The following is a 26,674-nucleotide window of genomic DNA, read 5'->3' as shown; positions in this document are numbered from 1 at the left end:
GGGTCAGTCCGCCTCCGACCAGCAGGCCATTTCGTCGCACTCCCCGAGCAACTCCGGCTCGGCCGGCTCCGGCCCGTCCTCCTGCTGATCCTTGGCCTTCTCCCCGACCACATATTCCTTCGCGGGCCCCCAGTACTTGGGGCGCTTGCGCTGGGCGTCGCTCTGATACCCCTCGTAGTCGAGTTGATGCATGTAGAGGCTGTAGAAAGTCAGGGTCGGCTTGGCGGGCGTCGTGTTCTGTGCAGGCGGCGGCGGTTTGCCGGGCGCCGTGTTTTGGGCGGGCGGAGGCGGCTTCCCGGGCGCCGTGTTCTGTGCAGGCGGAGGCGGCTTCCCGGGCGCCGTGTTTTGTGCAGGCGGTGGGCCCTGGGCGGGGGGGGTCGTGGCAGGCGCGGTCGACTGGGCCGGCGGCGCCCCCGGACATTCGAGCTTGTGCCGGACCAGCGTGAATCCGGACGAATACAGCGCCTTCTTGTCCTCGGCCGGGAACGCGATCTCCTTGTATTTCTGGTTGACGAGGTATGCGACGACCTCGCCGTCCTTGATGCAGCGGACGCCGTCGACCTGCTTGAGCTGGGTCCCGGTCCCGGCGTCGAAGTGGATCCCGCCGTGCCAGATGCCGCTCGCGCCGATCGGATAATAGCCGTCGTCCACCTTCGGCAGGGCCGCCGCGCTCAGCGACGGCGAGCCGATGTAATAGCCGCCGTCCTGGACCTCCTTGCCCGCGTTGTCGGGGAACGGGAACACCCAGGCCGCGGCCGGGGCCTCCGCTTCGCCGTTCAGCCAGTCGCTGCGCGCGGTGATCCGCTGGTTGATGCTGCCGTCCTTCGCGTTCTTGAGGTTGGTGTTGTCCACCCAGTACTTGAGGTCCTGGATGACCGCGCGGAAGGCGGGGTAGTCGGCGGCGGTGATCGACGGCAACAGGCGGGGCTTGTGCCGGTTGGAGAGGTCGCCGCGGAACCGCAGGTCGACCAGCACCTCTTTCATCTTCTGCGGGTAGGCGTCCCAGTTGCCCCCCCACGACTTGATGATGTCCTTCGTGTACCCGACGTACACCGGGTACACGTGGGTGAAGAGTGACATCGACTGCTCGCGGGTCAGGAGGGGGACCTCGCTGGCGTGCGCGTTCACCCAGTCGCGGGCGGATGTGCCGGTCAGGCCGGCGCCCCCCACGAGCTTGTCGATGCTGGTCTGCGGGACGCCCGCGGCGACGAGGTCCGCCCGGATCGACGCGGCGCTCCGGTGGCCCATGTCGTATCCCGGGCCGATGGTCACGCCCGACACGCCCCCCGGCCAGTGCGCCTTGAGTACGGCCGCCGTGGGCCCGCCCTCGGTCCGGAATGTCAACTCGCAATAATCAGGGAATTCTCTGGTCGCCATCCCGCCACCCGCCGCCGATCGATCGCGCCGGCTCGGACGCGCGATCTGGTGAGCGAGGATATCGACGCGCGCAGGGCGGCGCAAGGCGGCCGCTCCGTCAGCGCGGGCCTCGCTCGACCCGGGCGGACAGACGCCCGGCGCTCGCGCGCGCTCACGACCTCCCACAACGATGACCTCGACTCCTGCACGAATCGATATCGAGGGCACCACGCACCGACGCATGGGCCGGTCCCGCAGAGCGCCTCGCGGGCTGCGCCGGCGACGCGTCGCGCGCCCGCGAGCGAGCCAGGCAGGCCCATCGACCCGTGATTCGCGGCGCGAACTCTCGTGCGTCCGGCCTGCGCCGTCGGTCGCGCGAGCGCAGCGGAAGTGATAGAAATGGAGGCTGTCGTCCGGGGCGGCCATGCTCAAGTTCGTCAAGCAACAGATGACCCAGCTCGCGGAGGCAGGCGCTCGTGACTTCGAGGCGCAGATGGTGCGGCGCCTGAGCGAGCAGCTCCCGTCCGTCGCCGGGATGAACGGCGCGGAGCTCCTCGGCAAGATCAAGGCGGGCATCGAGCGGGCGGCCGCGCATCACATCACCTCCGAGAAAGACGTCAGCCGCTTCCTCGAGCTGGCCGCCGTGCTCGGCGAGCAGTTCGACGTCGACCCGAAGCTCACGTGGGCCGCCGAGCTCCTGGCCAAGGCGAACCCCAAGACGGCCACCGAGGTGATGGATCGCCTGTGCGAGGAGGCGGCGGCGCAGGACGCCGGGGACGGCGAAACGTCCGCGGCGCAGACGAAGCCTGCCCCCGCGGCCGACGAGGAGTTCAGCAATCGAGCGAAGGTCGGCGACCCGATCGGCCGCTGCCCGCGGGCGATCGCGCGCCGGCTCTACATGTTCTCCTCGTGAGCGCGGCGCCGCGTCAGCGCCCGCTCAGCGACCCGTGACAGGGGCTCGAGCCGAGCGCGGCATGGCCTTCGATGCATGTCCTTGGGGTCAGTTTCCTGTCAGCGACCAGTGCGGCTCGTCGGACTTGGACTTCGCGCCGTGGTAGGTCCAGTGGTAGACGCCGTAGGACGCGCCGACCTCGAGCAGGTCGCGCTTCGAGCCGATCGCCACGGTCTTGCCGTTGGCGTCGACGACGCTCTTGCCGATGCCCCACCCCGGCGTGAAGCTGACGTCGATCGCCTGGCCCTTGTTGTGATTCGACCGGTAGGCCATGCCGATCGCGCCGGCGGCCCCGTACTTCGCGTCCATCTCGCGCGCCGCCTGCCTGGCGGCCGTGAGGTTCGGCTTGCCCGCGCTGTCGAGGTGCGCCCAGTCGATGTTGACCGGCGCGTCGCCGTCCTGGGGGACGAATGCGGGCACCTTGTCGGGCGCGAGCCGCCCCGCCGTGATCTCGCGGGCGTAGTACATCAAATAGGAGCGCTGCGGCGGGCGCAGCGTCGTGTTGATGTTCCGTGCCACGCCCGCCGCGGCCAGGGCGTCGAAGAACTTCGTGACGTTCGTGCGGAACGGATCCTTGAGGTCGGAGAGCGACTTGCTGGGCATGAAGCGGCTGACCCACTGCACGCCGCTCTTCTCCCGCGCTCCGCCGGTGTCGGCGCTGGCGGTCTCGCCGCTGGGCTGGGAGTAGAAGTTCTCGATGAGGCCGATCGGATGGATGTGGAAGGCCAGCGGGCTGCTCGGGAACCCCTGCACCTTGGCGGCCACCTGCGGCCACCACCGCAGCCCCTTGATCCGCAGCTTCTCGGCCTGCCACTCCGGCTTGCCGTCGAGGACCAGCGGATCCAGGGCGTCCCACTTGGCGTCCTCGCCGCCCCACTCGCTCTCGTAGCGGCTGATGATCCGGCTCAACGCCTGCGCGAGCAGCGGCTGCCGCATCGCCGCGCGCAGCTCGTGGGGCTCGAAGATCCAGTTCTTGTTGGTGTCGATCAGCTCGTAGAGCTTCTGCAGCAGCGCGCTCTTGTCGACCTTGTCGGCGCGCATCTTGAAGTCGGTCAGCTCCTCGTCGTTGGCCATGCCCATGCGGTAGAGCATCGTCGACCACTGATCGACCGGCTCGATCTCCCCCTCCTCGACGTATTCGAAGCCCGGCCAGGCCCACGGCGATTGCCACGACACCTTGTCGTGGCCCTTCTCGCAGGCCCAGCCGACGACCGCGGTGTTACCGTTCACGTCGGGGTCGCGCCGCGCCGAGACGCGCCACCAGCGGTTGCCGTCGGGATCGGTGGCGCGCCCGCTCGCCGGCGTGCGCTCGAGCTCCGTCTTCGACATCACGCGGGTGAGGGTGACCGGCGGATCGGCGGCGTTGGCCACCCGCAGCGGATACTCGCTCCACGTCTTCAGCGGCACGCAGGCGTTCGCCCGGGCGTCGAGCGCGGCGCGCTCGACCCACAGCGGCTGGCCCGACGGCACCATCACCTCGCGTCGCGGGTAGCCGAGGCGCTTCGAGGCGGCCTCGTCCTGCGTCCGCTGGCCGTCCTGCGCGCCCACGAACCAGCCGGTGAAGACCGCCCCGCCGGCGTAGGTCTTGCTCGCGCTGTTGTAGTCGCCGAGCGCCTTGCGCTCCATCACCTGCAGCGTCGCGCGCTTGACCTGCGCCCACGCGCCGGTGGCCTTGCTCTCGACGGGCACCACCGGGTCGTCGGCCCCGATCTCGCCGGTCGGCTGCGCGGGCTGGACCAGCTTCGCGCCCTTCTCGACGACGAACAGGGTCCCGCTGCCGGCCGGCAGCGTCTTGGCGTATTGCCGGCACTTCTCGATGAAGGCCGGGACGTCGTCGCCGGTGAAGACCTCGAGGTGGAGCAGCGGACGACGGCCACGGACCGGGGCCTGCAGCGCGTCGACGTGCTGTTGATATTCGCCGATGTATCCGATGAACTCGCCGGCCGAGATCGCGACCGGCTTGGACGGGGCGACGACCTCGTCGAACGCCTCGGGCTGGGCGGCGCCCTGATCGAGCTCGCCGATGAACACCCAGCCGGTGGCGGCCGCGGGATCGACGGCGCCGTTCTGCTGCACCGGGGCGATCTGGCCGGACACCACCTTCCCGATCCGCGCCCACTTGCCGTCCTGCGAGCGCTCGCCGAGCTCGATCCGTGCGCCGCGGGGCAGCAGGCCGAGCTTGGCGCTCCGGCCCGACGCCTCCTTGCGGATGTTCAACCCGATGACCTTTGGGGTGCTCAAGGTGGTCCCTCGCCTCGGTGGCTGCGCGCGAGCGGAGACATCACCGAGTACATCGCGGCGCACTGTAACACGGTTGCCTCCGGCAAGGAGGCGCGCGACGAGCCCGCGCGAACTGCCGTGCGCATGCGGGGTGCCGCGTGAAACCCCTCGGATCGCCCGTGGGGCGCTCGCCTGCGCGCGATTCGAGGACTCATACGATTACCGACGCCGGACGCCCGGTCCGCCCGGAGGCTCGCGCGACGATGCACTGGGCATTCGTCCTTGCAGGGCCGTCACATCGCCGGCGTCGCCGAGCGCTAGCGAGCATGCGCGGAGGTCCACGCGGCGGCGCGCGAAGCCACTCGCCGACGCCGAGCGCGGTGCGAGTCACGCGCGGGTGACCTCCTCAGGTCGCGACGATCACGCCGACCAGGATGACCACGGCGAGCGCGACGTTGACGACCAGCAGCTTCGTCTGCAGCGACCACCCTGCGGCCGCTGCGAGCCGCGGTGCGTTCGCCGGGACCGGCCCCGCGAGGATCATGGTCTGCTCGTGCGCCGGCAGCTCCGGCTCGACCTCCGGGGCCGCGTGCGGCGGCTCCTCGGCGTCTTCAGGCTCGTCCGGCCGCCGCCAGATCACCGTGCGATCCGGCTCGCTCGGTCGTACGAGGGGCTCGGGCGCCGGCAGGATCATCGTCGAGTCGGCGACGGGCCGCGCCCCGACGAATGTCGACATCGCGGGCGGCTGACTGGGGCGATTCGCGGCCTGTCGGGTGACGCCATTCGACGCCGGCGCCGGGAGCCGCGGGCTCGACGAAGTCAGGGGTGAGCGCGCGACGACCGTCGAGTCGACCGGCGGCGTGTCCTCGAGCGACGGTTCCTGGCGCACGATAGCCCGCTGTGACCCGGTGCTGGCGCGGGCGCCGACGGATGCCGCGCGGGAGCCGTTCACGGCGCGCCGCGGAGTCACCCCCGTCCTCTCGCTCGCCGGCGGAACGGCGGCCTGCGCGCCCGTCCTGTGCGGGCGCGTGGTCGGTGCCCGCGCGATCGAATCGAGCGCGACCACGACGGTCCCGCCGCTCGAAGGAACGGGGGGGTGCGCGCCCGTCCTGTGCGTGCGCGCGGCCGGTGCCCGCGCGATCGAATCGAGCGCGACCACGACGGTCCCGCCGCTCGAAGGAACGGGGGTGTGCGCGCCCGTCCTGTGCGTGCGCGCTGGTGCCTGCGCGACCGAGTCGAGCGCGAGCACTTGCGTCCCGTCGCTCGCCGGGACGGCGACCTGCGCCCCCGTCCTGTGCGTGCGCGCCGGTGCCTGCGCGATCGAGTCGAGCGCGAGCACCTGCGTCCCGTCGCTCGCCGGGACGGCGACCTGCGCCCCCGTCCTGTGCGTGCGCGCAGCCGGTGCCTGCGCGAGCGAGTCGAGCGCGAGCACCACGGTCCGATCGGCCGGCGGAGGCAACGGGGGCGGCGCTGCCGACGAAAGCAGCGCCGAGCGAGGCGGGGGCGCCGAGGGGACGACGGACTGCGGCGCCGTGCGGCGCGCCTGCGGAGGCGCCGGGTCGCGCCGCACGTCGCCCTGCGCCGACTCGGTCGCGCTGCCGTGCAACGGGGGCTCCGCGCCGGCGGGCGACGGATCGGCGCGCGCCGCCGGTGTCGGCTCGCGCGAGGCCGGCGGCGCCGCGGGCTCGACCGCGACGAACTCGGTCCCGAGCAGCCCACACATCGCCCCCCGCAGCGCAGCCAGATCGGCGTACCGCTGCCCGGGATCGGCGGCCAGAGCCTTGTGGACGAGCTCCCGGACGCCCTGGCTCAGGTCCGCGATCGCCTCCACGCGCGGCGGCTCATCGCCGGCGCGCTGGCCCGTGATCAGCTCACACAGCATCACCCCGATCGCACGGACATCGCTCCGCAGATCGCCGCCGCCGTGCTGCTGCTCCGGTGCGCGGTACGGCGAGTCCTCGACGCCCGTCACCTCGACGACCCCGTAGTCGAGCACCCGCACCTCGTCGCGCCCGGTCACGACGCAGCGCGACGGCGTCAGCGCGCGGTGGGCCAATCCCGTCGCCGCGTGCGCGCGCTCGACGATCGCCGCGACCCGCTCGCACAGGGTCAGCGCGCGCTCCCAGGGCGTGGGGCCGCGCTCGACCAGCAGCGCCAGGCTGGACGCGCCTTGCACGTCCGTCGCGCAACACGGCGGGGCGGGGGCGGCCTCAGTCAAGCCTCGGGGCAACACCAGGCCCGGGATCTTGGCCGCGGCCGCCGCGCGGATCGCTCGAGCGAACGCGCTCCACGTCTCCGCCCGGACGCTGGCCGGGTCGAACAGCAGGAGCTCCACCTCGCGGCCGACCCGGTGATCGACGGCGAGGAACACCTGCGTCGATCCGCCCTCGCGAAGCGGCGCCATCAGCTCGAAGCGTTCGCGGACGCGGTCACCGACGCGCGGAGAGAACGAACCGGACACGGCGTCCGCCCATCATGCCGTGATGACCCGCGTCTGTCCATTGTGCCGGCGAAAGCGCGCGCGCGCTCTCGTCGCTCGCGCATCCGCAGACCGCGGAACGCACGATGCGCCCCATGTCCACATCGCCGTTCGTGTATCGCCCTCCGCGTCTTCTGTTAGTCTGCCACGAACCCGCAGAAGCAGTTGCCATGCCCGAAGCCGCCCGGATCAGCGACTATCACAGCTGCCCGAAAGACGGGCCCGTCCCGCACGTCGGCGGGCCGATCTATTCCGGCAGCGCCGACGTGATCGTCGGCTTCCTCCCGGCGGCGCGGAAGGACGATCGCGTGGTGTGCTTCCCGGTCGGTCCGAGCGACAAGATCAAGCAGGGCTCGGCGACCGTGCTGATCAATCACCGCCAGGCCGCGCGCCGCACCGATCCCGCGGTGCACGCCTCCGGCGATTTGATCACGGCCGGCTGCCCGACCGTGATCATCGGCGACACCCCGCAGAGCTTCGCGCTCCGCGTCGCCGCCCGCCGCGGGACGCCCTTCTGCGAGGAGTGCGAGCGGCAACGCGTCGCGGTCGACTTCTTCGACGACTCGGCCGAGCCGGTCGCGTCCGATCCGGGCAGCGCGACCCTCGACGACGACGAGCCGCCGCCCGGCGCCCGCAGCGGCCGCGACGCCTTCGCCGACCTCGACGTCTCCAAGCACGAGCTCGCCGGCCAGGAGGACGAGGACGACGGCCTCGCGGAGCTGCGCGTGCAGGCCCGCTACGCCGTCGCCTACCAGTTCTACGCCGCGAACGGGCGCAGCAAGATCAAGCCGAGCCAGATCCTCTCGCACATCAAGGGCATCGATCTGAGCCGGCCCGTCACGGTGCGCTCGTTCAGCAAGCAGACCCTGTTTCAACGCAGCATCCCGGGCGCCGGCACCGGCCAGTACTTCACGCTCGACCCGTCGATCACCCCGGAGGAGGTCGGCTGCTCGTCGGTCGCCTATGCGCTCGTCGACGGCAAGCCGAGCCCGCCGCCCGTCGTCCGCGAGCCGCGCGAGGTCACGTTCGACGAGCCCGCCCTCGGCCTCCAGAGCACCGCCGCCGGCATCGTCGACGATTGGTCGCTCGCGGATCCCGTGTACTGCAAGGGCGGCGCCACGCAGGTCATGATCCCCAAGCGCTTTCACCCGCCGACGGGGGCCTGACGCGTGTCCGAACTGATGCGAATCACGTCCCGCGACGCCTTCGCCGAGGTGCTCGCCGAGGCCCGCGCCCACACCCGCGCGCTCGACCCCTCGCGCTGGCCCGCGCTGCAATCGATCGCCGCCCAGCTCGAATTCATGGCCCGGACCACCGCCCGCGGCCGCATCCCGCACCCCGAGGATCGCGCGCGCACCAACCTCGGTCCGCTCGGCCTCCGCGAATTCGGCGAGCTCGACCCCGAATACGCCGACGCGCTCGGCGAGCTCGACTACACGTTCGCTCGCTATCACCTGCTCCCGCCCGGGCCCGCGGCGACGCGTCGCGGGATCTTGCAGGTGTGGTCCGGCCGCGAGAGCTTCCACAAGCTGATCCTCGAGCCGGGCGTGCCGCGCACTGTGGGCACCGCGCGGTCCGACTTCGTGGTCTACGCCGATGCCGGCGGCTCGCCGCAGTTTCAGACCGTGTGGGACGGCGTGTGCGCCCACGTGCAGGCCCTCGACCCGCACCGGATCACCGTCGACGGCGAGCCGTGCTTCGTCGGCGAGCTGGCCAACCGCGGGTGGATGACGGCCGGCCGCACGAGCTTCCGCTTCCTCGTCGAGGATTACACGCCGCCGCCCGGGCCGGTCACGCCGAGCGAGGCGGGGCTGGCCGCCCTCGCCACGCTCCGTGTCCCCTGCGACGCGGGCACCCTCTACGCGGTCGTCGACGCCGCGCGCTCCGAGCGGGCGCTCCAGCTCATCGAGGAGAGCGTCGACCCCTACGCCTCGCTCTTCGACGGCGAGCGGGGCCGCGCCTTCGACGACGTGGCGCCGTACGTAATCCACCTGCGGGCCGACTCCCTGCTGCTCGAGCGCCTCGTCCACGAGGGCTGGGGCGACTCGTGGGGCGTCTTCCTCGTCAGCCAGAAGCCGCTCGAGGCGGTGAGGCGTCACCTGCGACAATTCTTGATGGTCGAGGTCGAGGGCGAGCCGGACCGCGTGTTCTTCCGCTTCTACGACCCCCGGGTCCTCAAGTCGCTCGAGCCCGTGTTCTCGCGCGAGCAGCGGGCAGCGCTGCTGCGTGGGCTCGACGCCGTCTACTACGAGTCGTCGGACGCGCTGGCGGTCCTCGCCGCCGGCTGACGCGGCATGTCCGAAAGGACATATCACTCGTCATCGGCAGCGCGCGCCCTCCAGGTCGAGGAGGACCCGGGCTCACTGCATGTCCTGGAGGACAGGTCTTCGATCGAGCCCGGCGGAGCTCGCGGCTCACGCGGGCGGCGGTCCGCCGGCGGCCCCGGGCGAGCCGCGGACGAGCCGCTGGGCCCCGGTGACGACGGCGAGCAGGAGCGCGCCGGCGAGCAGGCCGACGAGGCCGCTCCACAGGCTGGGAATGACGAGGCTCGCGCCCGGAGCGGCGGCGGCGATCCGCTCGCCGAGCGCCTCGGCGCCGGGGATCCCGTGCACGAGGATGCCGCCGCCGACCAGGAACATGGCCACGGTGCCCGCGATCGACAGGCCCTTCATCAGGTAGGGCGCGCCGCGCAGGATCAGCTCGCCGAAGCGGCGCGCCACACCGGTCCGCTTGCTGAGATGGAGGCCGAGGTCGTCCAGCTTGACGATGCCCGCGACCAGGCCGTAGACGCCGACGGTCATGAGCACGGCGACCGCCACGAGCGCCAGCACGCGTGTGGCGAACGCCGCCGAGGCGACCGCGCCGAGCGAGATCACGATGACCTCGGCCGACAGGATGAAGTCGGTGCGCACGGCCCCGCGGATCTTGGCCCGCTCGAACGCGACCACGTCGACGGCGGGGTCGGCGATCGCCCGCACCAGCGCAGCCTCGCGTCGCGCGTCCTCGGCCGGCGCGAGGTAGCGGTGGGCCAGCTTCTCGCAGCCCTCGTAGCACAGGAAGGCGCCGCCCATCATCAGCAGCGGCGTGATGGCCCAGCTCGCCACGGCGCTGATCACCAGGGCGAGCGGCACGAGGATCGCCTTGTTGACGGTGGAGCCCTTCGCCACCGCCCACACGACCGGCAATTCTCGTTCGGGGATGACGCCGGCCACCTGCTCGGCGTTGAGGGCCAGATCGTCGCCGAGCACCCCGGCGGTCTTCTTGGTCGCGACCTTCGTCAGTACGGCGACGTCGTCGAGGAGCGTGGCCAGGTCGTCGAGGAGGGTGAAGAGCGTGGTTCCTGCCATGCGTGTCGGCTCGGGCGAGCCGGACCACCGTACTATGCGCGCCGTCTCCTGTCGTGGACACAAGTGTTCCGCGTCGCAAATCGTGAATCCTGGAGCACGCGAGCGCACGACGCCGGGGGGAGCGCGGTGGCGTCGTCGCCCCGGCGGCGGGCGAGCCCGAATTCGAAGGCGCGCCTGTCATCATCGCACGCGGCAGGATAAAGCGGCGAGCGGGGCGCCGTGACGAGGCGCCCCGGGAGAATGACGCCTCGTCACGGTCGCATGAATTGCGAACGCGGGCGATCGGGCACACGTCGTCGCCGCTCGACGACGCGCTCGACGACGCGCTCGACGACAATGACGACACCGCCGGCGGTGCGGAGGATGGATCGTCCGGGGCCCGCGATCGCCGATCAACCCGGGGCCTGGCCGAGGTACTGGGCGATCCCCAGCACCACCCCGCCCAGCACGAACGGGTTGCCCGCGGCGCTGGTCGTGGTGATCGTCAGGTGGCCGACCGCGTCGAAGCTGACCGCATTGGTCACGACGGCGCTCGAGGGCGCGTAGAACGGCCACATCCCCTGCGCCGCGTGCGCGCGGATGGTCGCCTGCTCCGTTCGGGTGAAGCTCGTCGTCGACGTCACCACCGCGTGGAGGCCGTCGCCGACCGCGAGCGAGCCGAGGAACCACACTAAGTTCCCCGTCGGGCCGAACGCGTCGGTCCAGTCCGGATCGGCGCCCACCGGCCAGGGCGGGGTCGACTGGCTCGAGTACGCGGCGTTGAGCAGGCTCGAGCTGTACCAGCCGCCGGGCGTGGCCAGCCACGCGGCGTAGTGCGTGAGCGTGGCCGTCACCTGCACGCGCCCGGCGGCGAAGCGGGCGCTCAGGGCATCGAGCGGGCCGAGCCCGGTCCACAGCCCTTGCAGCCCGAGCTGCTGGCCGCCGGCCCAGGTGCGGGAGACGTCGCTGCTGGTCCTGAGACTGTCGAAGGCCAGCTGCGCCGGACCGGCCGCCGCGAGCGTCGCCTGCAGGTCGGCGTAGCCGCCGACGAAGTCGATGGCCAGGCCGTTCGGACCCTGGTAGCGGGCGACCGCCTGTTGCTGACCCTCGAACAGGCAGGTACCGGCGAGGTTCGACGCGCCGGCCACGGCCACGCCGGAGTAGCCGTTCTTCTCGGCCCACGTGCGGAAGATCGGGCCCTGCTGGCAAACGCTCGGCGGCGGGTCGAGGCCGGCGAGATACGCCTGCCACGCGGTGTCGGCCGCGGACCCGATCACCGACACGAGCGACGGCGCGTACTCCAGCTGCTCCACCACCGCCGCGTACGCGGCGAAGTACGGACTCGCCGGCTGCGCGCGATTGAAAGTGAGCGACTTCGGCGGCAGCACGTCCAGACAGGCCCACAGCCCGGCGTCGCTGGCCGGCAGCGGCGCGGCGGGCACGCTGAGCTGAAAGCTCGTCGGGCTGGCCGCGAGCGCGGCCGTGAGGCCGTTGTAAAACTTGTTTTGAAGGACCGTCATGGCGGGCGAGCCCGCGGCGGAATCGGCGTGCATGATGGCTGGCCTTTGCGTGGTGAGCGACGGGCGCGCGAGGCCGACGACCGGCCCCGCGCGCCCGGCGAATGGGGCTACCGCCTGGCCCGGGCGGCCGACAGGAGCCGCGACCGCTCGGACTCGTGGCCGAGGTACTGGGCCGCGGGCAGGACGATGCAGCCGACGACCACGGCCACGCCCGGCTGGCTCGTGATCGTGACCGTCATGTTGCCCTGGCTGTTGAAGCCGACGTCGGTGTTGGAGCCGCTGCTGCTGCTCTGGGTGTAGAACGGCCACAGCCCGGCGCTCGACTGGCTGCGGATCGTCTGCTGCTCGCTCTCGGAGTAGGTGGCCAGCGAGGTCACCGTCACGTTCATGTCCTGGACGATGACGAGCGTCGACAGGAAGCGCTGCATGTTGCCGTTGCTGCCGAACGTGTTCTGCCAGTTGATCGGGCTGTCCGGCACCCACGGCGGGCCCGACTGGTTATTGTACGCCAGGCCCAGCGCCGCCGAGCTGTACCAATCGCCCGGGGTGGCGCTGAACTGCAGCACGTTGCCGAAGCTGGCGCTGAGGGTCACGCCGCTCGACGCGAACTTCTGGCTGGTCGAGGAGCTCGAGCTGCTGCCGCCCCACAGCCCGAAGAAGCCGTCGTCGCTGCCGGACGTCCACGAGCTCGTGACGTCCCAGTTCCACTGGCTCGTGCCGATCTGCGGGATCGAGCGGCTCGGCGCGGCCGCCAGCAGCCGCATCATCGTCGCGTAGCCGGGCACGAAGTCGACGTTCTGGCTCCCCGCCGGCTTGTAGGCCATCGCGTGCATCTGCGCGGCGAAGATCGGGTCGAGCATCGCCGCGGCGAGCGCCGACGCGCCGGACACCGCGACGCCCGAGCACTGCGAGTTGACGAGCGCCCAGTTGCGGAACGCCAGCGGATCCCCCGCCTTGACCTGGCCCGCCTTGATCGCGGCGCTGTACGCCTTGTAGCAGCTCGGGCCGATGGTCGACTGGAAGTTGTTCGGCGCACCCTGCAGCGCGGACATCACCCCCTGGTAGTCGGCCAGGAACTGATTGCCGCCGGAGAGGATGGTGTTCTGCGTCAGCGAGTACGGCGGGATGGCGTTGAAGTAGTTCCACAGCAGCTGGTCGGCCTGCGCGCCGCCGACCAGCGGCGGCGAGGGCTGGACGACCTGAAACGGGTCGCCGGGCGAGAAGCCCAGGGCCTGCGAGAAGGCGTTGTAGAAGGCTGCCTGCAGATCGACGAAGTTCGTGGGTGAACCGGAGTTGGCCATGTCGTGCTCTCTTTTTTCGGTAATTGGTTGGGTCGGAAATGCTGCGTGGAATTCATGGGTCCGCCGCGGGCGGACGGTGTTATTCAGGACTGTGGATTCGGCGCTCGTTCCGCCGCGCCGGGCCCTGGAAGGCCCGGAGGAGCCCGAATTCGCGGGTATCGCCATTGTCGGCAGGGCCGTCGCGGCGCGCCGGTCGGCGGTCCTCGCGACGAGGCGGCGCGTCGGCGCGCGAGCGGTTCAATCACCGCCACGCGCCCGGGAGATGCGTGGGGGCTTCGCCCCGCAGCGCCGATTGCCGGGGTCGGTCCCGCCTCGACATGGCAGTCCGGCAGGGCCGCCGAGAGATTGCGGTGAGCGAAAAAAACCATTTCGGCGCGAGTTCGAGTCCGCTAACGTGCGCGCCATGGAGAGCGACGATGCGCTGTTCGCAGCGTGGCGCGCGGGCGCGCGCGTGGCCGGCGAGGAGCTGTTCGAGCGCCACTACGAGTCGGTCGCCCGCTTCTTCTTCAACAAGGTCGGGGACGAGGGCCCCGACCTGATCCAGCGCACCTTCCTGGCCTGCGTCGAGGGTCGCGAGCGCTTCCGCGGCGAATGCGGCTTCCGCAGCTACCTGTTCGCCATCGCCTACAAGGTGCTGTGCAAGTATTACGACCAGCGCCGGCGCGAGGGCCAGCCGATCGCGCCGGCCGTGATGGCGGTGGCGGACTTCAGCCCGACCCCGTCCGGGCTGCTGGCAGCGCGCGACGAGCAACGGGTCCTGCTGACCGCGCTGCGCCAGCTGCCGCTCGAGCTGCAGGTGCTGCTCGAGCTGCATTACTGGGAGTCGCTGAGCGCCGAGGAGGCGGCCGAGATCGTCGGGATCCCGCTCGGCACCGCGAAGACGCGCATTCGCCGGGGTCGCCTGTTGCTGCGCGAGCACATCGCCGCGCTCGGCAGCTCCGCGGCCATCATCCGCAGCACCCTGAGCGACCTCCAGACCTGGGCCCGGGGGATCGGCGGCCTCATCGGTCGCCCGACCTGAGGGCGCAGCGAAAAAATTCGTCACCGCCGCAATCTCGAGCGGCTCCGGCCGGACAGCAGACTCGAGCGATGTCACCCGTCGACAGCGATGATCCAGCCAACCACCCGCTCGGGGCCCCGCCCCGGATGCTGGCGGGGGTCGAGGGTCGCGTCGTCAAGGCGCTGATCCGTTCGAAGCTGTTCGCCGACGACGCCCAGCCGGTCCGGATCGACCGGTTCGTAGTCCTACGCCTGCAAGGCACCGGCGCCACCGGAGTGGTCTACGCCGCCTACGACGAGCGCCTCGACCGCAAGATCGCCATCAAGCTGCTGCGCTCCGATCACGCGCACGCGTCCGCCCAGGAGCGCCTGCTCCGCGAGGCCCGGGCGCTCGCTCGCCTGTCGCACCCCAACGTCGTCGCCGTCCACGAGGTCGGCACCTTCGACGACCGCGTGTTCATCGCCATGGAGTTCGTCGACGGGCCGACCCTCGCCGACTGGCTGACGCAACGGCCGCGCGGGTGGCGAGAGGTCCGCGACATCTTCGTCCAGGCCGGACGCGGCCTCGCGGCGGCGCACGCGGCCGGACTCGTGCACCGCGACTTCAAGCCCGCGAACGTGCTGGTCGGCAGCGACGGCCGCGTCCGCGTCCTCGACTTCGGCCTCGTCCACGCCGGCGAGGCCACCCTGCCCGACGCCACCCTGGAAGCGCCCGCCGCGGCTCAGGGCGACGACTCGCTCACCACGACCACGCGGCGCTGCGTCGGCACGCCGGGCTACATGGCCGCGGAACAATTCCGCGGCCTGCCCGCCGACGCGCGCAGCGATCAGTTCGGCTTCTGCGCCAGCCTCTACGAGGGCCTCTACGGCGTGCGCCCGTTCGCCACCGGCGACATGAAAGGGCTGCAAGAGGCCGTGTGCGCCGGCGCGGTCGACGAAGCGCCGCGAGGCCGACGCGTGCCGCGATGGTTGCGGCGGGTGCTGCTGCGCGGCCTGTCGCCGGCCCCGGAGGCGCGCTGGCCGTCGATGGACGCTCTGCTCGCCCAGCTCGAGCGACGGCCGTGGCAGTGGATCCGGGCGGGCCTCCTCGCCCTGGCGGCGGTGGTCGTGGTGGCGCTGTGGCGCTCGCCCGCCGTCGGCGCCTGCGACGAATCCGGCGACGCGTTCGTCGACGTGTGGGGCCCGGCGCAGCAGCAGCGGATCGCCGCGGCGTTCCGCGCCAGCGGAACCGGCTACGCCGACGACGCCTGGCTCGCGGTGCGCCGCAGCACCGATGATTACACGCGACAATGGCGCGACATGCGGCGGGCGGCCTGCGAGGAGACGATGCTGACCCACGCGCAGTCACCCGCGACGATGAACCTGCGAATGGCCTGCCTCGATCGCCGGCGGGCCGAGCTCGCCGCACTCCTACGATTGTGGGCGCGCGAGCCGGTCGCGCCGGCGTCGCAGGTCCAGCGCGCCACCACGGCGGTGGCGGAGCTGCAGCCGCTCGCGCTGTGCGAGGACGTCGAGGCGCTGCGCCGCGGCTTCGAGCCGCCGCCGCCGCCGCTGGCCGCGAGCGTCGCCCGCCTGCGCGAGCAGCTGCTCGCAGCGCACGCGCTCGAGGTCGCCGGCGACTATCGCGCCGCACGGGCCGCCGCCGCCGCCGCCGTGACCGCCGCGCGCGCGCTCGCGTACCCGCCGGTCGTCGCCGAGGCGCTGTATCAGCGCGGCCGCAGCGAGGCCGCGCTCGACGACGGGCCCGCGGCCGCCGCGACGCTCGAGGAGGCCGCGGAGGCCGCGGAGGCGGCCGGCCACGACGCCCTCAAGGCCCAGGCGTGGGCGCTGCTGATCCGCGTCACCGCGCTCGCCAACGACGATCCGGCGCGCGCCCACGGCTGGTACCGCCTCGCCCGCGCCGCCGCCGAGCGCAGCGGAGACCGCGGCGCGCTGCGGGCCGAGGCGCTCGAAGGCGAGGGTCTGGCGCTGTTCGCCGAGAGTCGATTCGAGGCGGCGCTCGCGGTCCAGCGCGAGGTCCTGGCGCTGCGCGAGCGCGTGCTCGGGCCGCGCCACCTCAAGCTCGCCAGGACCTTCATCCACCTCGCCAACACCCTCGACGCCCAGGGCGACAAGCCGGCGGCGCTCGAGCTGTACGAGCGGGCCGCGGCGCTGCAGACCGAGCACCTCGGGCCGCGCCACCCGGAAGTGGCGGTGTCACTGTTCGACCTCGCGCTGGTGGCCATCGATCTCGGCGCGCTCGCGCGGGCCGAGGAGGTGCTCGCGCAGGTCCGCAGCATCGACCTCGAGGCCCACGGCGAACGCAGCCAGCGGGCGGCGCAGATCGATCTGGCGACCGCGGCGCTGCGCGAGCAGCAGGGCGCGTTCGCCGAGGCGCTCGCGGCCGCCGACGCCGCGGTGACGGTGTTGGCGGCGCTGGTGCCCGGGCACCGCGAATACGCCACGGCGCTGGCGACCCGCGGGACGCTGTTGTTCCGCCTCGGACGCGCCGGCGAGGCGCTGACCGACTACCAGCGGGCCTGCGCGCTGTGGCAGCGCTCCGCCGACGCCGAGGGCGCGGCCATGTGCGCGAGCGACGAGGGCGAGGCCCTGTTGGCGCTCGGGCAGGCCGACGCCGCGCTGGCCCGCTTCTCGGCCAGCCGGGCCGGGCTCGCCGACATCCACCCGGACGATCACGAGCTCCTCGCCTATCCGCTGCACGGCGAGGGCGCGGCCCTGCTGGCGCTCGGCCGCGCCGAGGAGGCCGTCCCGCCGCTGCGTCGCGCGCTGCACATCCGCAGCCGCGGCCCCGCCGATCCGCTCGAGCGGGCCGAGACGACCTGGGCGCTGGCGCGGGCCCTCGCCGCGCTCGACGCCGTCGCCGAGGCGGCCGCGCTGGGTCGTGAGGCGCACGCCACGTTCACCGCGCTCGGCTCCCGCGGCGACCTCCGTCGCGCCGAGCTCGAGCGCTGGCCGCTGCTGGCCGGCGGCCCGCGATGATGCCCCCGAGACGACCGACCTCGATCACACAGCCCAGCCCTGGAACACGACGATGCCCACCATCTCCGTCACCGAAGCCACGACCATCAACCTCACCGCGACCCTCGTCAGCAACGCGCTGCAGGTCACCTATCAATCCCAGACGTTCACCCTGATCGTGGACACGTTCTACCAGGCCGGCACCGTGCAGGTCTCCATCTCCGACTTCACGGTGGCCGGGGTCACCTACGCGGTATTTGCCTACTCGGTCGGGGCCGGCGTGAACCCGTGGCCCAAGAGCGGCTCGATCAGCAGCACCTCGTTCGCGGTGCCCGCCGTCGATCTCTCGACCGAGCTGGACTTCGTCGTCGTCGCCATCAAGCCCGACGGCACCTCCGTGCTGCACGCGCTGGACCCCAAGATCCGCGTCATCCGTCGCGCCTGAGCGGCACAGCAAGATCGGGGAGGCCCCAGCCGCGAGTTCAGCGTCTGCAGGCGCTCGCCCGGTCGTGCCCGCTCGGTGAAACGCTGGTGAGGAACGCAACACTGCGCCGAGCGCCGAGCGCCGAGGCCCGCCATGAGGCGAAAGCCGCGACACGAGCCGCGGCGGCCTCCCGATCGCCGGCGGCAACGCCCGGCGAAGCGGGTACAGTCGGCGTCATGCAGCATCCCGGCCGGAATGCCCTCGTCGCGGAGCGCCCTCGTCGCGCCGGTCACCGCCTCATCCTCGGCCTCGGCCTCGCCGCCTGCGGCAACGACCCGATCCCATCCGCCAGCGATGGCGACTCGGACACGACGGCGTCGACGAGCGGCGCCGCGAGCACGGCCCCGACGAGCGGCGACGTCACGAGCACGACTCCCACGAATACGAGCGGCACGGACGGCGACGCCACCAGCACCGACTCCGCCCCCACGGACACCGGTCCGACCGCCGAGTGGCAATTCGTCACGCTCGCCGAGCAGACCTTCATGCTCAACGGCGGCGAGGTCGCGGTCGAGTTCATCCGCGCCGAGCGTCCGGACGGCGGGCGCTCCTACCTGCTCTACCAGCACGCCCCCGCCGCCGGGGCGCCGCTCGTCATCCAGAACCAGCCGTACGCGGGGATCGACTGGACGGGCGAGGAGGTCGACGAGCGCTGGGCGCAGATGGGAAACGGCGGCCATCCGGACGTCGACGCTCCGGATTACAACGACAAGGACATGGTCGCCTACACGTTGCAAGATCCGGCCGAGGCGGTCGGCTCGAACAACGTGTGGGCGTTCAACGGATTCGCGGCGATCCACGCGTACGGCCGCTTCTACGCCGGCGGCGCGCTCGCGGACGACGTCCTCGACGCCGTCGCCCCCTACGCGTTCGCGCGCACGCGGCCCGACGAGATCGACCTCGCCCGGATCGGCGCATTCGGCTCGAGCTGGGGCGGAATGATGGCGCTGTTCGGCGCGAGCCAGGCCCCGCAGGACGCCGCCCCGCGGATCGTCGTGCCGATCTCGGCGCCCTCGGACTTCGTCGAGCTGTGGGCCTGGTCGACCGGCACGTTCCCGGAACAGTCGATGAATCCCGCCATGGTGACGGGCTTCTATTCGCCGTACTGGCGGCGCGCCAGGCCGACGCTCGGAACACCGCCCGGCGCGGGCGCCGGGCCGTACACCCACGCCGGCCTGTGTCCGGGCCTGCCGGGCCGGCTCGTCCTGCCGCACGACGCGTGGGATGCCATCATTCCGGTCACGCAGACCCTGGGCCTCGCGGCCGCGTGCGCCGACGTCGAGCCGCTCTACTGGCCGCGCGCCACGCCGCTCGACCTCGAGACGGCGACGATGACCCACGGCCCCTTCGCCGGCGAGGGCCTGCTCCCGAGCGTGTTCATCTACACATACGCCGCCCTGGCCGTCTCGCTCGCCCCGCCCGAGGCCGACAATGTGTATTCACTGACGAGCGGACCCTCGCTGGCGCTCCACCTCCAGCGCGTCCTCGCCGAGCAGAAAGCAGGCAACGACGTCGGGTGGATCCTCCCGCGCCTGCGCGAGCTCGCCGATCCGCGGCTCCAGACGCTCGTCGTCGAGACGAACCAGCTCCAGCCGAGCGCCCAGGTGCTGGCGAGCGTCGTCAACGAGGTCTGGAGCACCGCCTTCGACGCCGACGGCCTGCGCGCGCAGCTCGAGACCGGCCTGCCCGACCCGCCGTGAACCGCAGCGCCTCGCGGTTCGATCCCGAGATGGAGGTCACGCAGCGGCGTGCGGCTCTCCCGACCTCCCTCGCTGTCGCACCGTGGTCGCGGGTCATGGGCGGCGACTCACGCGGCGAGGTCCTGGCGATCTGATAGGCTCGACGCATGAAGCTGCGTCGTGTGAGCCCGTGTCTATTGGTCCTGCTTGCCGCCTGCAACAACCCGCCGCCCACGGGTGAGAGCACCGGCGAAGCCACCGCGACCGAGACCACCGGCGAGACCGGCGAGACCACCGGGACCGGCGAGGGAACCGAGCCCACCACCACTTCGACCGCCACAGACGCGCTCACCGACGGCACCGACGGCACCGACAGCACCGGCGACGGCCCGCCCCCGGCGCCCGAGGTGATCCCGGTGCTCGAGGACATCGTGTTCTACGACGGCTACGCCGCCACCGTCGACGAACCGATCCCGGACGGCGTGATTCGTCACAACAACGCGCTGGTGGCGACCCGGTTCAGCGACGAGATGCTCGCCAAGGTCCAGACCAGCCTGAAGCTCGGCGTCATCGTGGGCGCGCTGTGCGACAATTACGACCGCCTCGGCGGGGTCAACCTGGCGCTGGTGCCCAAGGGCGCCCAGACCTACGTCCCCGCCGAGGTCGAGCGCATCGAGGTGGCACGATTCATCACTCCGTTCATGGACATGAACAAGCACCCGATGACGGTCCCCTACCAGTGGGAGGCCAGCAACCTGGTGCCGATCCTCAAGGACCCCGACCTCCTGGCCGAGTACGACTTCTGGTTCGAGCTGAGCATCTTCGGCGTGCCCTACGCCGCCAACGAGGAGGTCGCCGGCTGCGCCGGTCGCAACGACACCCAGCTCGGCACGCTGCTGATCCAAACCGACAGCAAGAAGCCCGCCCCGGAGTTCGGCGTTTTGGTGCCGCTGGCGATCAGCGAGGACTTCAACAATTACGCCGAGGGCGCCAGCGACGAGCTCGGCACCACCCGCAAGACCGTCCAATTCGAGCTGCCGGCCGACACCACGAACGCCCAGCTCGTGCTCATCACCTCCAATCACGGCGCCAACGCGGGCGGCGAGGAGTACGTCCGCCGCGAGCACTACGTGTACGTCGACGGCGAGATGGTCCTGCAGTACAAGCCCGGGCGCACCTCGTGCGAGCCGTTCCGCGACTTCAACACCCAGGCCAACGGCATCTACGGCCCGTACCCGCGGTCGGACGCGGAGTGGCAGTCGTTCAGCAACTGGTGCCCCGGCGACGTGATCGACACCCGGATCATCCCCTGGGGCGCCCAGAGCGGCGGGATGCACGAATTCGTGATCGACGTCCCCGACGCGACCTTCGTCGACGCGCAGGGCAACTTCCCGTTCTCGCTCTACGTGCAGGCGCAGTAGCCGGAGCGGGCGCCCGCGGGCCGCGAGATTCGCCGAGGCACGCGCACCGCGGGCTCCGTGCGGTGCCTGCTTGCCCCGGGCGCGCGGCCGCGGTTGGCTGACACCGCGAGGTGGAGTAGACTGCTCGCCATGAGCTTGAATTCGAATTGGATGCGAGTGTGCAGCGCGTGGATCGTCGGGACCGCGCTCGGTTGCGGTCCCAAGACGCCGGGTGGCGAGGACACGACGGGCGGCGAGGACCCTGGCAGCAGCAGCGAATCGGGGAGCACCGGCAGTGGTGCGACGGTACCGACGGAGGGCCCGACCGAGCCCGGTCAGACCAGTTCCACGAGCCACGGGCAGGACACCTCGGCCGGGTCGACCACGAGTGAAGAACCCGCGCCCGGGACCACGGAAGGGGAGATTCCGACCGACCCGGGGCCCTATCAGCCGGGCATCGACGGCTTCCTGATCGTCGAGGAGCTGCGCAGCTTCGCCGGCAGCACGATGATCGACGCGGGCGCGGGCGCTTTGGCCCAGTTCTTCCACGCGGCGGGAGCGCAAGGCTTCATGACCGGAGACGTGCTCGACCCATTCGAAGGGGTCGAGGACTGCGGCGTATTCGTGTTCGACACCGACGGGGTGGGCACCAGCGACGACGTCACGTTCCTCGGCGCCGACGAGGTCCGCGTCGAGGTCGCCGGCGCCATGCTCACGATGGAGCACGGCAGCGATCCGTTCTACCACTGGCTCGGGTTCGATCCGCAGGACGACCCCGCGCCCGGCACGCGCTTCGCCTTCGAGGTCCGCGGCGGCCTGGTCGGCGACGCCGACCTCCCGGGCCCCGTGGTGCCGCCGGAGCTGAGCTTCACCGCCCCGGACTTCGGCGCGCCGATCGGCCGCAGCGACCTCCCCCTGCAATGGACCGGGACCGGGGACGTGCCGCTCGATCTCAAGCTGGTGATCAGCGTCAGTCCCCAGGGGTCGCGGCAGTGGACCGAGATCCGCTGCCGCATGACCGACGACGGGTCGTTCACGATCCCGGCGGCGGTGCTGGCCAAGGTGCCCGTCGACGGGTTCGCGTCGATCTACGTCCGGCGCCACCTCGACGAGGAGCAGACCGACAACGGCAGCACCTACCTGGCGCGCGGCACCTCGGCGCTGGACATCCACGCCGGCTTCGGCGACGCGTGCGACAGCCCGCCCGACAACATGACGGCCTGCTCGGCGGCGGCGGAGCAGATCAACGCGGTGCGCGAAGCCTGCGGGCTCCTGCCTGACCCGCTCGCGGCCCAATGCCCGACCTTCCTCGCCGATCTCTGCGTCGACTGCACCGGCTATTACGCCTGCGTCGCCGCCGGCTGGTCCTGCGAACCGGACGGGCTGCACATCGACATCGGCACGTGCGAATGTGAGTAGTCGCCGCGCGGCGGATCATGCCGGCGTCCGGCTACCAGCGTGCTCCTGCATGCCATGCATGAGCACGCACGCCGGGCGGCCGGCCCGCTCGCTTGCGCCGCGGCCGATGTCGGCCACGTAGAGCGCAGGAGTGAGAGCGATGATGCGCGACTACTTGCGATTCGTGGTGCTCGGCGTGTTCCTCGCCGGCGCGTGCAGCGACAAGGACGAATACAAGCCCGGCGCGACGGTCACGGAGATCAACGCCGGCTGCAAGTCCTACTGTGCCAAGGCGAGCGAGTGCAACAAGGCGATCCGCCCCGAGTCGTGCGAGCAGCGGTGCCAGAACCGGATCAACCGCTGCCGCGCGGACGAGCAGGCCGACACCGTCAACGACCTCCACGCGTGCGGGGCCGACACCTGCGGGGACTTCGCGGTCTGTGCCATCGGCACCGGGCTGCAGTGCACGTTCGGCCTGTAGCGCGTCGGACGGATCCGAGCGCGAAGGAGGTCGCGCCGATCCAAGGTCCCGCTCGGGCCCGCCCGCGGCCTGCAGCGGGGGCAGCCGCGCCGGGTTAGCATGCCCGGCATGCAGAAGTTCGTCGTCATCTTCCAGGCGCCGGTCCCCGTCGGTCACCGCGTCGAGCTCACCTGGTACGACATCGTCGACGCCGGGTTCTTCGGCGGCGCCAATCGCAAGCCCCGGCCGCACGAGCCCGTCATCACCGACCTCGACACCGGCATCGTCTACCTGTCCGATCGCGTGCTCGACACGCACGGCAGCAAGTCGCCGGACACGCCCGTCGCCCTCAGCGACGCCGTCTCCGGGCTCGCCGAGCGGGTCAAGAGCGTGCGCGGCATCGTCCGCGCCTGCCGCGTGATCACCGTCCGCAGCTTCGCCGACATCGACTTGCAGACCGAGCTGACGGTCGAGCCGCAGGCCTGACGCCGCGGACGGCATCTCACGCCGCTGCACCTTCGAACATGTCCCGAAGGACAATTGACGCCCCGCCCTCGCGCGCCCCTCACGGCCGGCTGCGGCTCTCGGCCCGGCGGATGCAGTCGGCGAGGCGGTAGCCGGCGAGCGCGGCGCGTCGCCGGGCCACGGGCAACGCGGCCGGGAGATAGCGGCGATCGAGCGCGACCGGCAGCGCCGAGGTCGCGCCGGCCGGCAACGGGGCGAGCAGCGCGGCGCGCAGGTTGGCGTCGTACACGCTCGTGTCGGCGGCGCGGTAGCTCTCGTCGAGCCAGAGGTTGACCATCGCCTCGACCGCCGGCGGGTCGGCCGGCTCGGCCAGCTCCTGCTTCAGTCGGCTGCGCGGGAAAGCGGCGACGATCTGCCGCTTGGTCGCCGCCTCGAGCTTCGGATCGGTGCCGAGCATGTCGTCCCACACCGCGTGCAGGCGGACCGGCGTGGGATCGGCCGGCCTGGGCTTGACGACGAAGAAGACGTTGCCGCCGAGGTCGCCCTGCGGCAGATGCCTGGCCGAGAACAGCGACACCGCGTGCAGCGGCTGGTGCGAATCGCCGAGCAGGTGGAGCACCCACGCCAGCGCGACGGCGCGTCGCTCCGCCGGCAGGTTGCGGTCGTCGAGCTCGCGCAGGGCGTTCGGCAGGGCCTGCTGGACCCCGATCGGCTTCGCGCCGGGCGGCGCCGCCGGCGGCAACGCGTACGGGTCGATGAGGATCGGCTTGTTGTCGTAGTGCCAGGTCGCGTTGTCGTAGCGCTTGACGTCGGCGAGCCGGCGCTCGAGCTCGGTCTTCTCCGCCCCGGCCGGCAGCGCCGCGATCCGCTCGCTCAGCCGCTTGCCCTCGGCCTTGAGCAGATCGGGCCAGATCGCCGCGTGCATGAACACCCACCGCTGGCGCTCGGGATCGTCGGCCGCGCGCGCCGCGATGTCGGGCGGCATGCGGGCGGCGAAGTCCTCGGCGAAGCGCGGGTGGCGGACCAGCAGCTCCGAGGCGAACACCTGCTGCGGGCGCGTGAGCTCGTCCCAGGCGATCCGCGCCACGATCCGGTGCCCGCTCTCGTTCCAGGCGTGCGCCGCGCTCATCGGCGCCACTGCGATGGCGGCGGCGATCGTCAACCTCTGTGCCCACGTGAAACGCATGCCGGTCCCTCTCTCCGCGGCCGACTATACCGCAGTCCCCGTCGAGACAGCCCCTGGCCGCGAGCGAACACCGCCCCTGCCGCCAATGTCGTCACTGCGCCAGCGCCATCGACCCTGCGAGCCACTGCCCCCCGTCGACCACCAGCACCGCCCCCGTCACGTACGCGCTCGCCGGCGACGCCAGGAACAGCGCCGCGTCGGCCACCTCGGCCGTGCTGCCGAATCGTCGCAGCGGGATGAGCCGCTCCGCGCGCTCGCGCAGCTCCGGCGCCAGCAGGCGCGTGATCCCCTCCGTCCCGTCGATCGGCCCCGGCGCGATGCCATTGATGCGAATCCCGGCCGGCCCCCATTCCATCGCCAGCGACCGCGTCAGCGCGTCGATCCCCGCCTTCGCGCTGGCCGCGTGCGTCTGCAACGGCGTGCCCGCGTAGTGCAGCGTCGCCGAGATGTTGATGATCACCCCGCCCGCGCGCGACAGCAGGGGGAACGCCGCCTTCGACGCGTTGAACGTCCCCTTGAGGTCGATGTCGATCACCGTCCCGAAGCCGTTCGGGCTCAGGCCCACCGCCGGGCACAGGAAGTTGCCGGCCGCGTTGTTCACCAGGATGTCGAGGCGGCCCCAGCGGGCCTCGAGCGCCTGCATCACCTGCTCGACCTGCTCGAACCGGCGCACGTCGGCCACGTGGCCCAGCGCCTCTCCGCCGGCCGCCTCGATCTCGCCGACCATCGCGTCGAGCTTCGCCTGCGTGCGCCCGCAGATGGCCACACGAGCCCCGTGTTCGGCCAGGCGGGCCGCGATCGCGGCCCCGATCCCCGAGCCGCCGCCGGTGACGAGGGCGACCCTTCCGGCGAGGACATCGGGGCGGAAACAACTGGCGTGCAGAGGCTGGGGCATGGCGGCTCGCAGGCAGCCTACTGAAAAGCCCCCGCCGCGTCGACCGGGCCCGCGCCCCCTCCGCCGGCGTCACTCCGGCTCCCTGCCCCGCCGCGTCGGACGACGTTCACCCCTCCGCCAGCTGAAACGTCACCGCCACGTTCGCCGCGATCTTGATCCGCCCGCTCGCCACCGTCTCGCTGACCTGCGGCGTCGAGTCGTTGGTGAGCGAGAAGTTGTTCATCGTCGGCGGCCGCCACGGATCGCTCGCCACCTCCTCCACGCGGAGCGGCGTCCCGAGCGTCAGGCCGAGCGCCGCCGCCATCGCCTTCGCCTTGTCGCGCGCCGCCTCGATCGCCAGCACGCGCGCCTCGGCTCGCTTCTCCCGCGCCGCGCTGCTGTGGAACTGCACCCGGTCGACGCGGTTGGCGCCCGCGGCCAGCATGTCGTAAAGGACAGCCTCGACCGCGTCGACGTCGCGGACGGTCAGCGTCAGCGCCCGCGTCGCCTGGTAGCCGACGATCTTGCGGTGCTCGTAGTTGTCGTAGCGCGGCTGCAGCGACAGCTCCTGCGTCTGCACGTCGCTGTCGGGGATCTGGTGGCGCGCCACCACGGCGAGCAGCGCCGCCGCGCGCTTGCGGCTGTCGTCGCGCGCGTGCTCGAGGTCGGGCGCCTGGACGTCGAAGCCGATCGTCAGCTCGAAGGTGTCGGGCGCCGTGAGGATCTCCGCCGCCCCCGACACCGTGATCGTGCGCCCCGGCAGCGGCGCCTGGGCCGGCCCGGCGGGCGTGCAGGCGACCGGCACGGGCAATTCGCGAGGGCATGGTTCGGCGTGGCAAGCGGCGAGGACGACGAGGGCGAGCGAGAGCAGGCGAGTCATGCGCTTCAGCATAGAAGGCGCCGGAGCCGCGATTGTAAGAGCTCGGTCAATTCCCGGAGCGTTCATCCCCGCGGCCCACGACGCCGATGCTCCGCGTCCACGCGCGCACGCGTGATACCCTCGCCCGCGTGAACTCGCCGGACCCGCAGCCCGCCGTCGTCCTCGTCCCTCGCGCCGCGCAACGCCGTGTGCGCTGGAAGAACGACCTCGGCTGGACCACCGAGCTGGCCGTGCGCCCCGACGGCGCGAGCGAGTTCGACTGGCGGGTCAGCATCGCCGAGGTCGACGCCGATTGCACCTTCTCGAACTTCCCCGGCATCGACCGCAGCGTCCTCGTGCTCTCCGGCCCCGGCTTCGACCTGCACGTCGACGGCGAGCCGCCCGCGCCGCTGCGCCTCGGCGGCCCCGCGCACGCCTTCTCGGGCGACCGCACCACGAGTTGCACGCTCGTCGGCGGCCCCACCCGCGACTTCAACGTCATGACCCGGCGCGGCCGCGTGCGCCACTCGCTGTTCATTGCCCAGGCGCCGACGACCCTCGAGCGCGCTCCCGGCCTCGGCTGGGTCGTGTACGTCGAGCGTGGCGCCGTCACCCTCGCCGAGGTCCGCGCCGAGGCCGGCGAATGCGCCGTCCTCGAACCTGTCTCCGAGGACATACCACCAATCGCCCTCTCCGGCGAGGCGGCGCTCGTGCTCGTCCGCCTGCACGTCGACTCACATCACTCCGCCGGATAGCCG

Annotated in this window: 21 protein-coding genes; 12 read left to right on the top strand and 9 right to left on the bottom strand. The window is 71.9% G+C overall.

What is annotated here, in order from left to right:
- Positions 1–3 precede the first annotated feature (3 nt).
- Positions 4–1,344 (bottom strand): pesticin C-terminus-like muramidase, encoded by a 1,341-nt coding sequence (locus K7C98_RS37310; protein WP_224196661.1) that lies wholly within the window; start codon positions 1,342–1,344, stop codon positions 4–6.
- Between the two features lie 436 nt (positions 1,345–1,780).
- On the opposite strand from K7C98_RS37310, the gene K7C98_RS37305 reads away from it, so the two are divergent.
- A complete protein-coding gene (locus tag K7C98_RS37305; protein WP_224196660.1) occupies positions 1,781–2,269 on the top strand; it encodes a hypothetical protein in 489 nt (162 codons plus the stop codon).
- An 87-nt stretch (positions 2,270–2,356) separates the two neighbouring features.
- Here K7C98_RS37305 and K7C98_RS37300 read toward each other — a convergent pair whose 3' ends face one another.
- The gene (locus K7C98_RS37300) at positions 2,357–4,549 is read right to left on the bottom strand and encodes a hypothetical protein (protein WP_224196659.1); all 2,193 of its coding nucleotides are present in this window, start codon (positions 4,547–4,549) and stop codon (positions 2,357–2,359) included.
- A 385-nt stretch (positions 4,550–4,934) separates the two neighbouring features.
- On the bottom strand, positions 4,935–6,932 hold the full coding sequence (locus tag K7C98_RS37295; protein ID WP_224196658.1) for a hypothetical protein: 1,998 nt from the start codon (positions 6,930–6,932) through the stop codon (positions 4,935–4,937).
- A gap of 245 nt (positions 6,933–7,177) precedes the next feature.
- Here K7C98_RS37295 and K7C98_RS37290 point away from each other — a divergent pair, with 245 nt between their 5' ends.
- Both K7C98_RS37290 and K7C98_RS37285 read left to right on the top strand, forming a co-directional pair.
- Complete coding sequence (locus K7C98_RS37290) at positions 7,178–8,173, top strand: PAAR domain-containing protein (protein WP_224196657.1); 996 nt, start codon at positions 7,178–7,180, stop codon at positions 8,171–8,173.
- A gap of 15 nt (positions 8,174–8,188) precedes the next feature.
- Positions 8,189–9,295, top strand: a complete 1,107-nt coding sequence (locus K7C98_RS37285) for a DUF4123 domain-containing protein (RefSeq protein ID WP_224196656.1) — start codon at positions 8,189–8,191, stop codon at positions 9,293–9,295.
- 126 nt (positions 9,296–9,421) lie between these two features.
- Here K7C98_RS37285 and K7C98_RS37280 read toward each other — a convergent pair whose 3' ends face one another.
- The 3 genes from K7C98_RS37280 to K7C98_RS37270 form a co-directional block, all read right to left on the bottom strand.
- On the bottom strand, positions 9,422–10,354 hold the full coding sequence (locus K7C98_RS37280) for a DUF808 domain-containing protein (RefSeq protein WP_224196655.1): 933 nt from the start codon (positions 10,352–10,354) through the stop codon (positions 9,422–9,424).
- A gap of 392 nt (positions 10,355–10,746) precedes the next feature.
- Positions 10,747–11,853 (bottom strand): hypothetical protein, encoded by a 1,107-nt coding sequence (locus tag K7C98_RS37275; protein WP_224196654.1) that lies wholly within the window; start codon positions 11,851–11,853, stop codon positions 10,747–10,749.
- 107 nt (positions 11,854–11,960) lie between these two features.
- On the bottom strand, positions 11,961–13,154 hold the full coding sequence (locus K7C98_RS37270; protein ID WP_224196653.1) for a hypothetical protein: 1,194 nt from the start codon (positions 13,152–13,154) through the stop codon (positions 11,961–11,963).
- Positions 13,155–13,557: 403 nt separating this feature from the next.
- On the opposite strand from K7C98_RS37270, the gene K7C98_RS37265 reads away from it, so the two are divergent.
- The 8 genes from K7C98_RS37265 to K7C98_RS37230 all read left to right on the top strand — a co-directional run bounded on the left by K7C98_RS37265 (position 13,558) and on the right by K7C98_RS37230 (position 23,018).
- Positions 13,558–14,175, top strand: a complete 618-nt coding sequence (locus K7C98_RS37265; RefSeq protein WP_224196652.1) for an RNA polymerase sigma factor — start codon at positions 13,558–13,560, stop codon at positions 14,173–14,175.
- A gap of 68 nt (positions 14,176–14,243) precedes the next feature.
- Positions 14,244–17,132 (top strand): serine/threonine-protein kinase, encoded by a 2,889-nt coding sequence (locus K7C98_RS37260; RefSeq protein WP_224196651.1) that lies wholly within the window; start codon positions 14,244–14,246, stop codon positions 17,130–17,132.
- Positions 17,133–17,184: 52 nt separating this feature from the next.
- Entirely contained in the window at positions 17,185–17,556 is a 372-nt protein-coding gene (locus K7C98_RS37255) for a hypothetical protein (protein ID WP_224196650.1), read from the top strand.
- A 215-nt stretch (positions 17,557–17,771) separates the two neighbouring features.
- Positions 17,772–19,295: an alpha/beta hydrolase family protein gene (locus K7C98_RS37250; protein WP_224196649.1), complete on the top strand. Its 1,524-nt coding sequence runs from the start codon at positions 17,772–17,774 to the stop codon at positions 19,293–19,295.
- 146 nt (positions 19,296–19,441) lie between these two features.
- Positions 19,442–20,695, top strand: a complete 1,254-nt coding sequence (locus tag K7C98_RS37245; RefSeq protein ID WP_224196648.1) for a peptide-N-glycosidase F-related protein — start codon at positions 19,442–19,444, stop codon at positions 20,693–20,695.
- 129 nt (positions 20,696–20,824) lie between these two features.
- A complete protein-coding gene (locus K7C98_RS37240) occupies positions 20,825–22,093 on the top strand; it encodes a hypothetical protein (protein ID WP_224196647.1) in 1,269 nt (422 codons plus the stop codon).
- 139 nt (positions 22,094–22,232) lie between these two features.
- Positions 22,233–22,553, top strand: a complete 321-nt coding sequence (locus tag K7C98_RS37235) for a hypothetical protein (protein WP_224196646.1) — start codon at positions 22,233–22,235, stop codon at positions 22,551–22,553.
- Positions 22,554–22,661: 108 nt separating this feature from the next.
- The gene (locus tag K7C98_RS37230; protein ID WP_224196645.1) at positions 22,662–23,018 is read left to right on the top strand and encodes a hypothetical protein; all 357 of its coding nucleotides are present in this window, start codon (positions 22,662–22,664) and stop codon (positions 23,016–23,018) included.
- A 79-nt stretch (positions 23,019–23,097) separates the two neighbouring features.
- Here the strand turns inward: K7C98_RS37230 and K7C98_RS37225 are convergent, their stop codons facing one another.
- The 3 genes from K7C98_RS37225 to K7C98_RS37215 form a co-directional block, all read right to left on the bottom strand.
- Positions 23,098–24,183 (bottom strand): S1/P1 nuclease, encoded by a 1,086-nt coding sequence (locus K7C98_RS37225; protein WP_224196644.1) that lies wholly within the window; start codon positions 24,181–24,183, stop codon positions 23,098–23,100.
- Positions 24,184–24,274: 91 nt separating this feature from the next.
- Positions 24,275–25,078, bottom strand: coding sequence for an SDR family oxidoreductase (locus K7C98_RS37220; RefSeq protein WP_224196643.1), 804 nt, complete (start codon positions 25,076–25,078; stop codon positions 24,275–24,277).
- Between the two features lie 106 nt (positions 25,079–25,184).
- Positions 25,185–25,937: an SIMPL domain-containing protein gene (locus K7C98_RS37215; RefSeq protein WP_224196642.1), complete on the bottom strand. Its 753-nt coding sequence runs from the start codon at positions 25,935–25,937 to the stop codon at positions 25,185–25,187.
- A gap of 128 nt (positions 25,938–26,065) precedes the next feature.
- On the opposite strand from K7C98_RS37215, the gene K7C98_RS37210 reads away from it, so the two are divergent.
- On the top strand, positions 26,066–26,671 hold the full coding sequence (locus tag K7C98_RS37210; RefSeq protein WP_224196641.1) for a HutD/Ves family protein: 606 nt from the start codon (positions 26,066–26,068) through the stop codon (positions 26,669–26,671).
- Positions 26,672–26,674 lie beyond the last annotated feature (3 nt).

Origin of the sequence: Nannocystis pusilla (assembly GCF_020073745.1) — a bacterium.
Lineage (GTDB): Bacteria > Myxococcota_A > Polyangia > Nannocystales > Nannocystaceae > Nannocystis > Nannocystis radixulma.
The sequence above is the reverse complement of the archived record's forward strand: the minus strand, read 5'-3'. Positions and strand labels throughout refer to the sequence as shown.

Bases quoted from the DNA above. Each gene is read 5' to 3' on its own strand.
- K7C98_RS37235 (WP_224196646.1), top strand. From the start codon at position 22,233: ATGATGCGCGACTACTTGCGATTCGTGGTGCTCGGCGTGTTCCTCGCC.
- K7C98_RS37240 (WP_224196647.1), top strand. From the start codon at position 20,825: ATGAGCTTGAATTCGAATTGGATGCGAGTGTGCAGCGCGTGGATCGTC.
- K7C98_RS37265 (WP_224196652.1), top strand. From the start codon at position 13,558: ATGGAGAGCGACGATGCGCTGTTCGCAGCGTGGCGCGCGGGCGCGCGC.
- K7C98_RS37305 (WP_224196660.1), top strand. From the start codon at position 1,781: ATGCTCAAGTTCGTCAAGCAACAGATGACCCAGCTCGCGGAGGCAGGC.
- K7C98_RS37270 (WP_224196653.1), bottom strand. From the start codon at position 13,154: ATGGCCAACTCCGGTTCACCCACGAACTTCGTCGATCTGCAGGCAGCC.
- K7C98_RS37250 (WP_224196649.1), top strand. From the start codon at position 17,772: ATGCAGCATCCCGGCCGGAATGCCCTCGTCGCGGAGCGCCCTCGTCGC.
- K7C98_RS37225 (WP_224196644.1), bottom strand. From the start codon at position 24,183: ATGCGTTTCACGTGGGCACAGAGGTTGACGATCGCCGCCGCCATCGCA.
- K7C98_RS37215 (WP_224196642.1), bottom strand. From the start codon at position 25,937: ATGACTCGCCTGCTCTCGCTCGCCCTCGTCGTCCTCGCCGCTTGCCAC.
- K7C98_RS37220 (WP_224196643.1), bottom strand. From the start codon at position 25,078: ATGCCCCAGCCTCTGCACGCCAGTTGTTTCCGCCCCGATGTCCTCGCC.
- K7C98_RS37285 (WP_224196656.1), top strand. From the start codon at position 8,189: ATGCGAATCACGTCCCGCGACGCCTTCGCCGAGGTGCTCGCCGAGGCC.
- K7C98_RS37255 (WP_224196650.1), top strand. From the start codon at position 17,185: ATGCCCACCATCTCCGTCACCGAAGCCACGACCATCAACCTCACCGCG.
- K7C98_RS37290 (WP_224196657.1), top strand. From the start codon at position 7,178: ATGCCCGAAGCCGCCCGGATCAGCGACTATCACAGCTGCCCGAAAGAC.
- K7C98_RS37295 (WP_224196658.1), bottom strand. From the start codon at position 6,932: ATGGCGCCGCTTCGCGAGGGCGGATCGACGCAGGTGTTCCTCGCCGTC.
- K7C98_RS37245 (WP_224196648.1), top strand. From the start codon at position 19,442: ATGAAGCTGCGTCGTGTGAGCCCGTGTCTATTGGTCCTGCTTGCCGCC.
- K7C98_RS37275 (WP_224196654.1), bottom strand. From the start codon at position 11,853: ATGACGGTCCTTCAAAACAAGTTTTACAACGGCCTCACGGCCGCGCTC.
- K7C98_RS37230 (WP_224196645.1), top strand. From the start codon at position 22,662: ATGCAGAAGTTCGTCGTCATCTTCCAGGCGCCGGTCCCCGTCGGTCAC.
- K7C98_RS37280 (WP_224196655.1), bottom strand. From the start codon at position 10,354: ATGGCAGGAACCACGCTCTTCACCCTCCTCGACGACCTGGCCACGCTC.
- K7C98_RS37260 (WP_224196651.1), top strand. From the start codon at position 14,244: ATGTCACCCGTCGACAGCGATGATCCAGCCAACCACCCGCTCGGGGCC.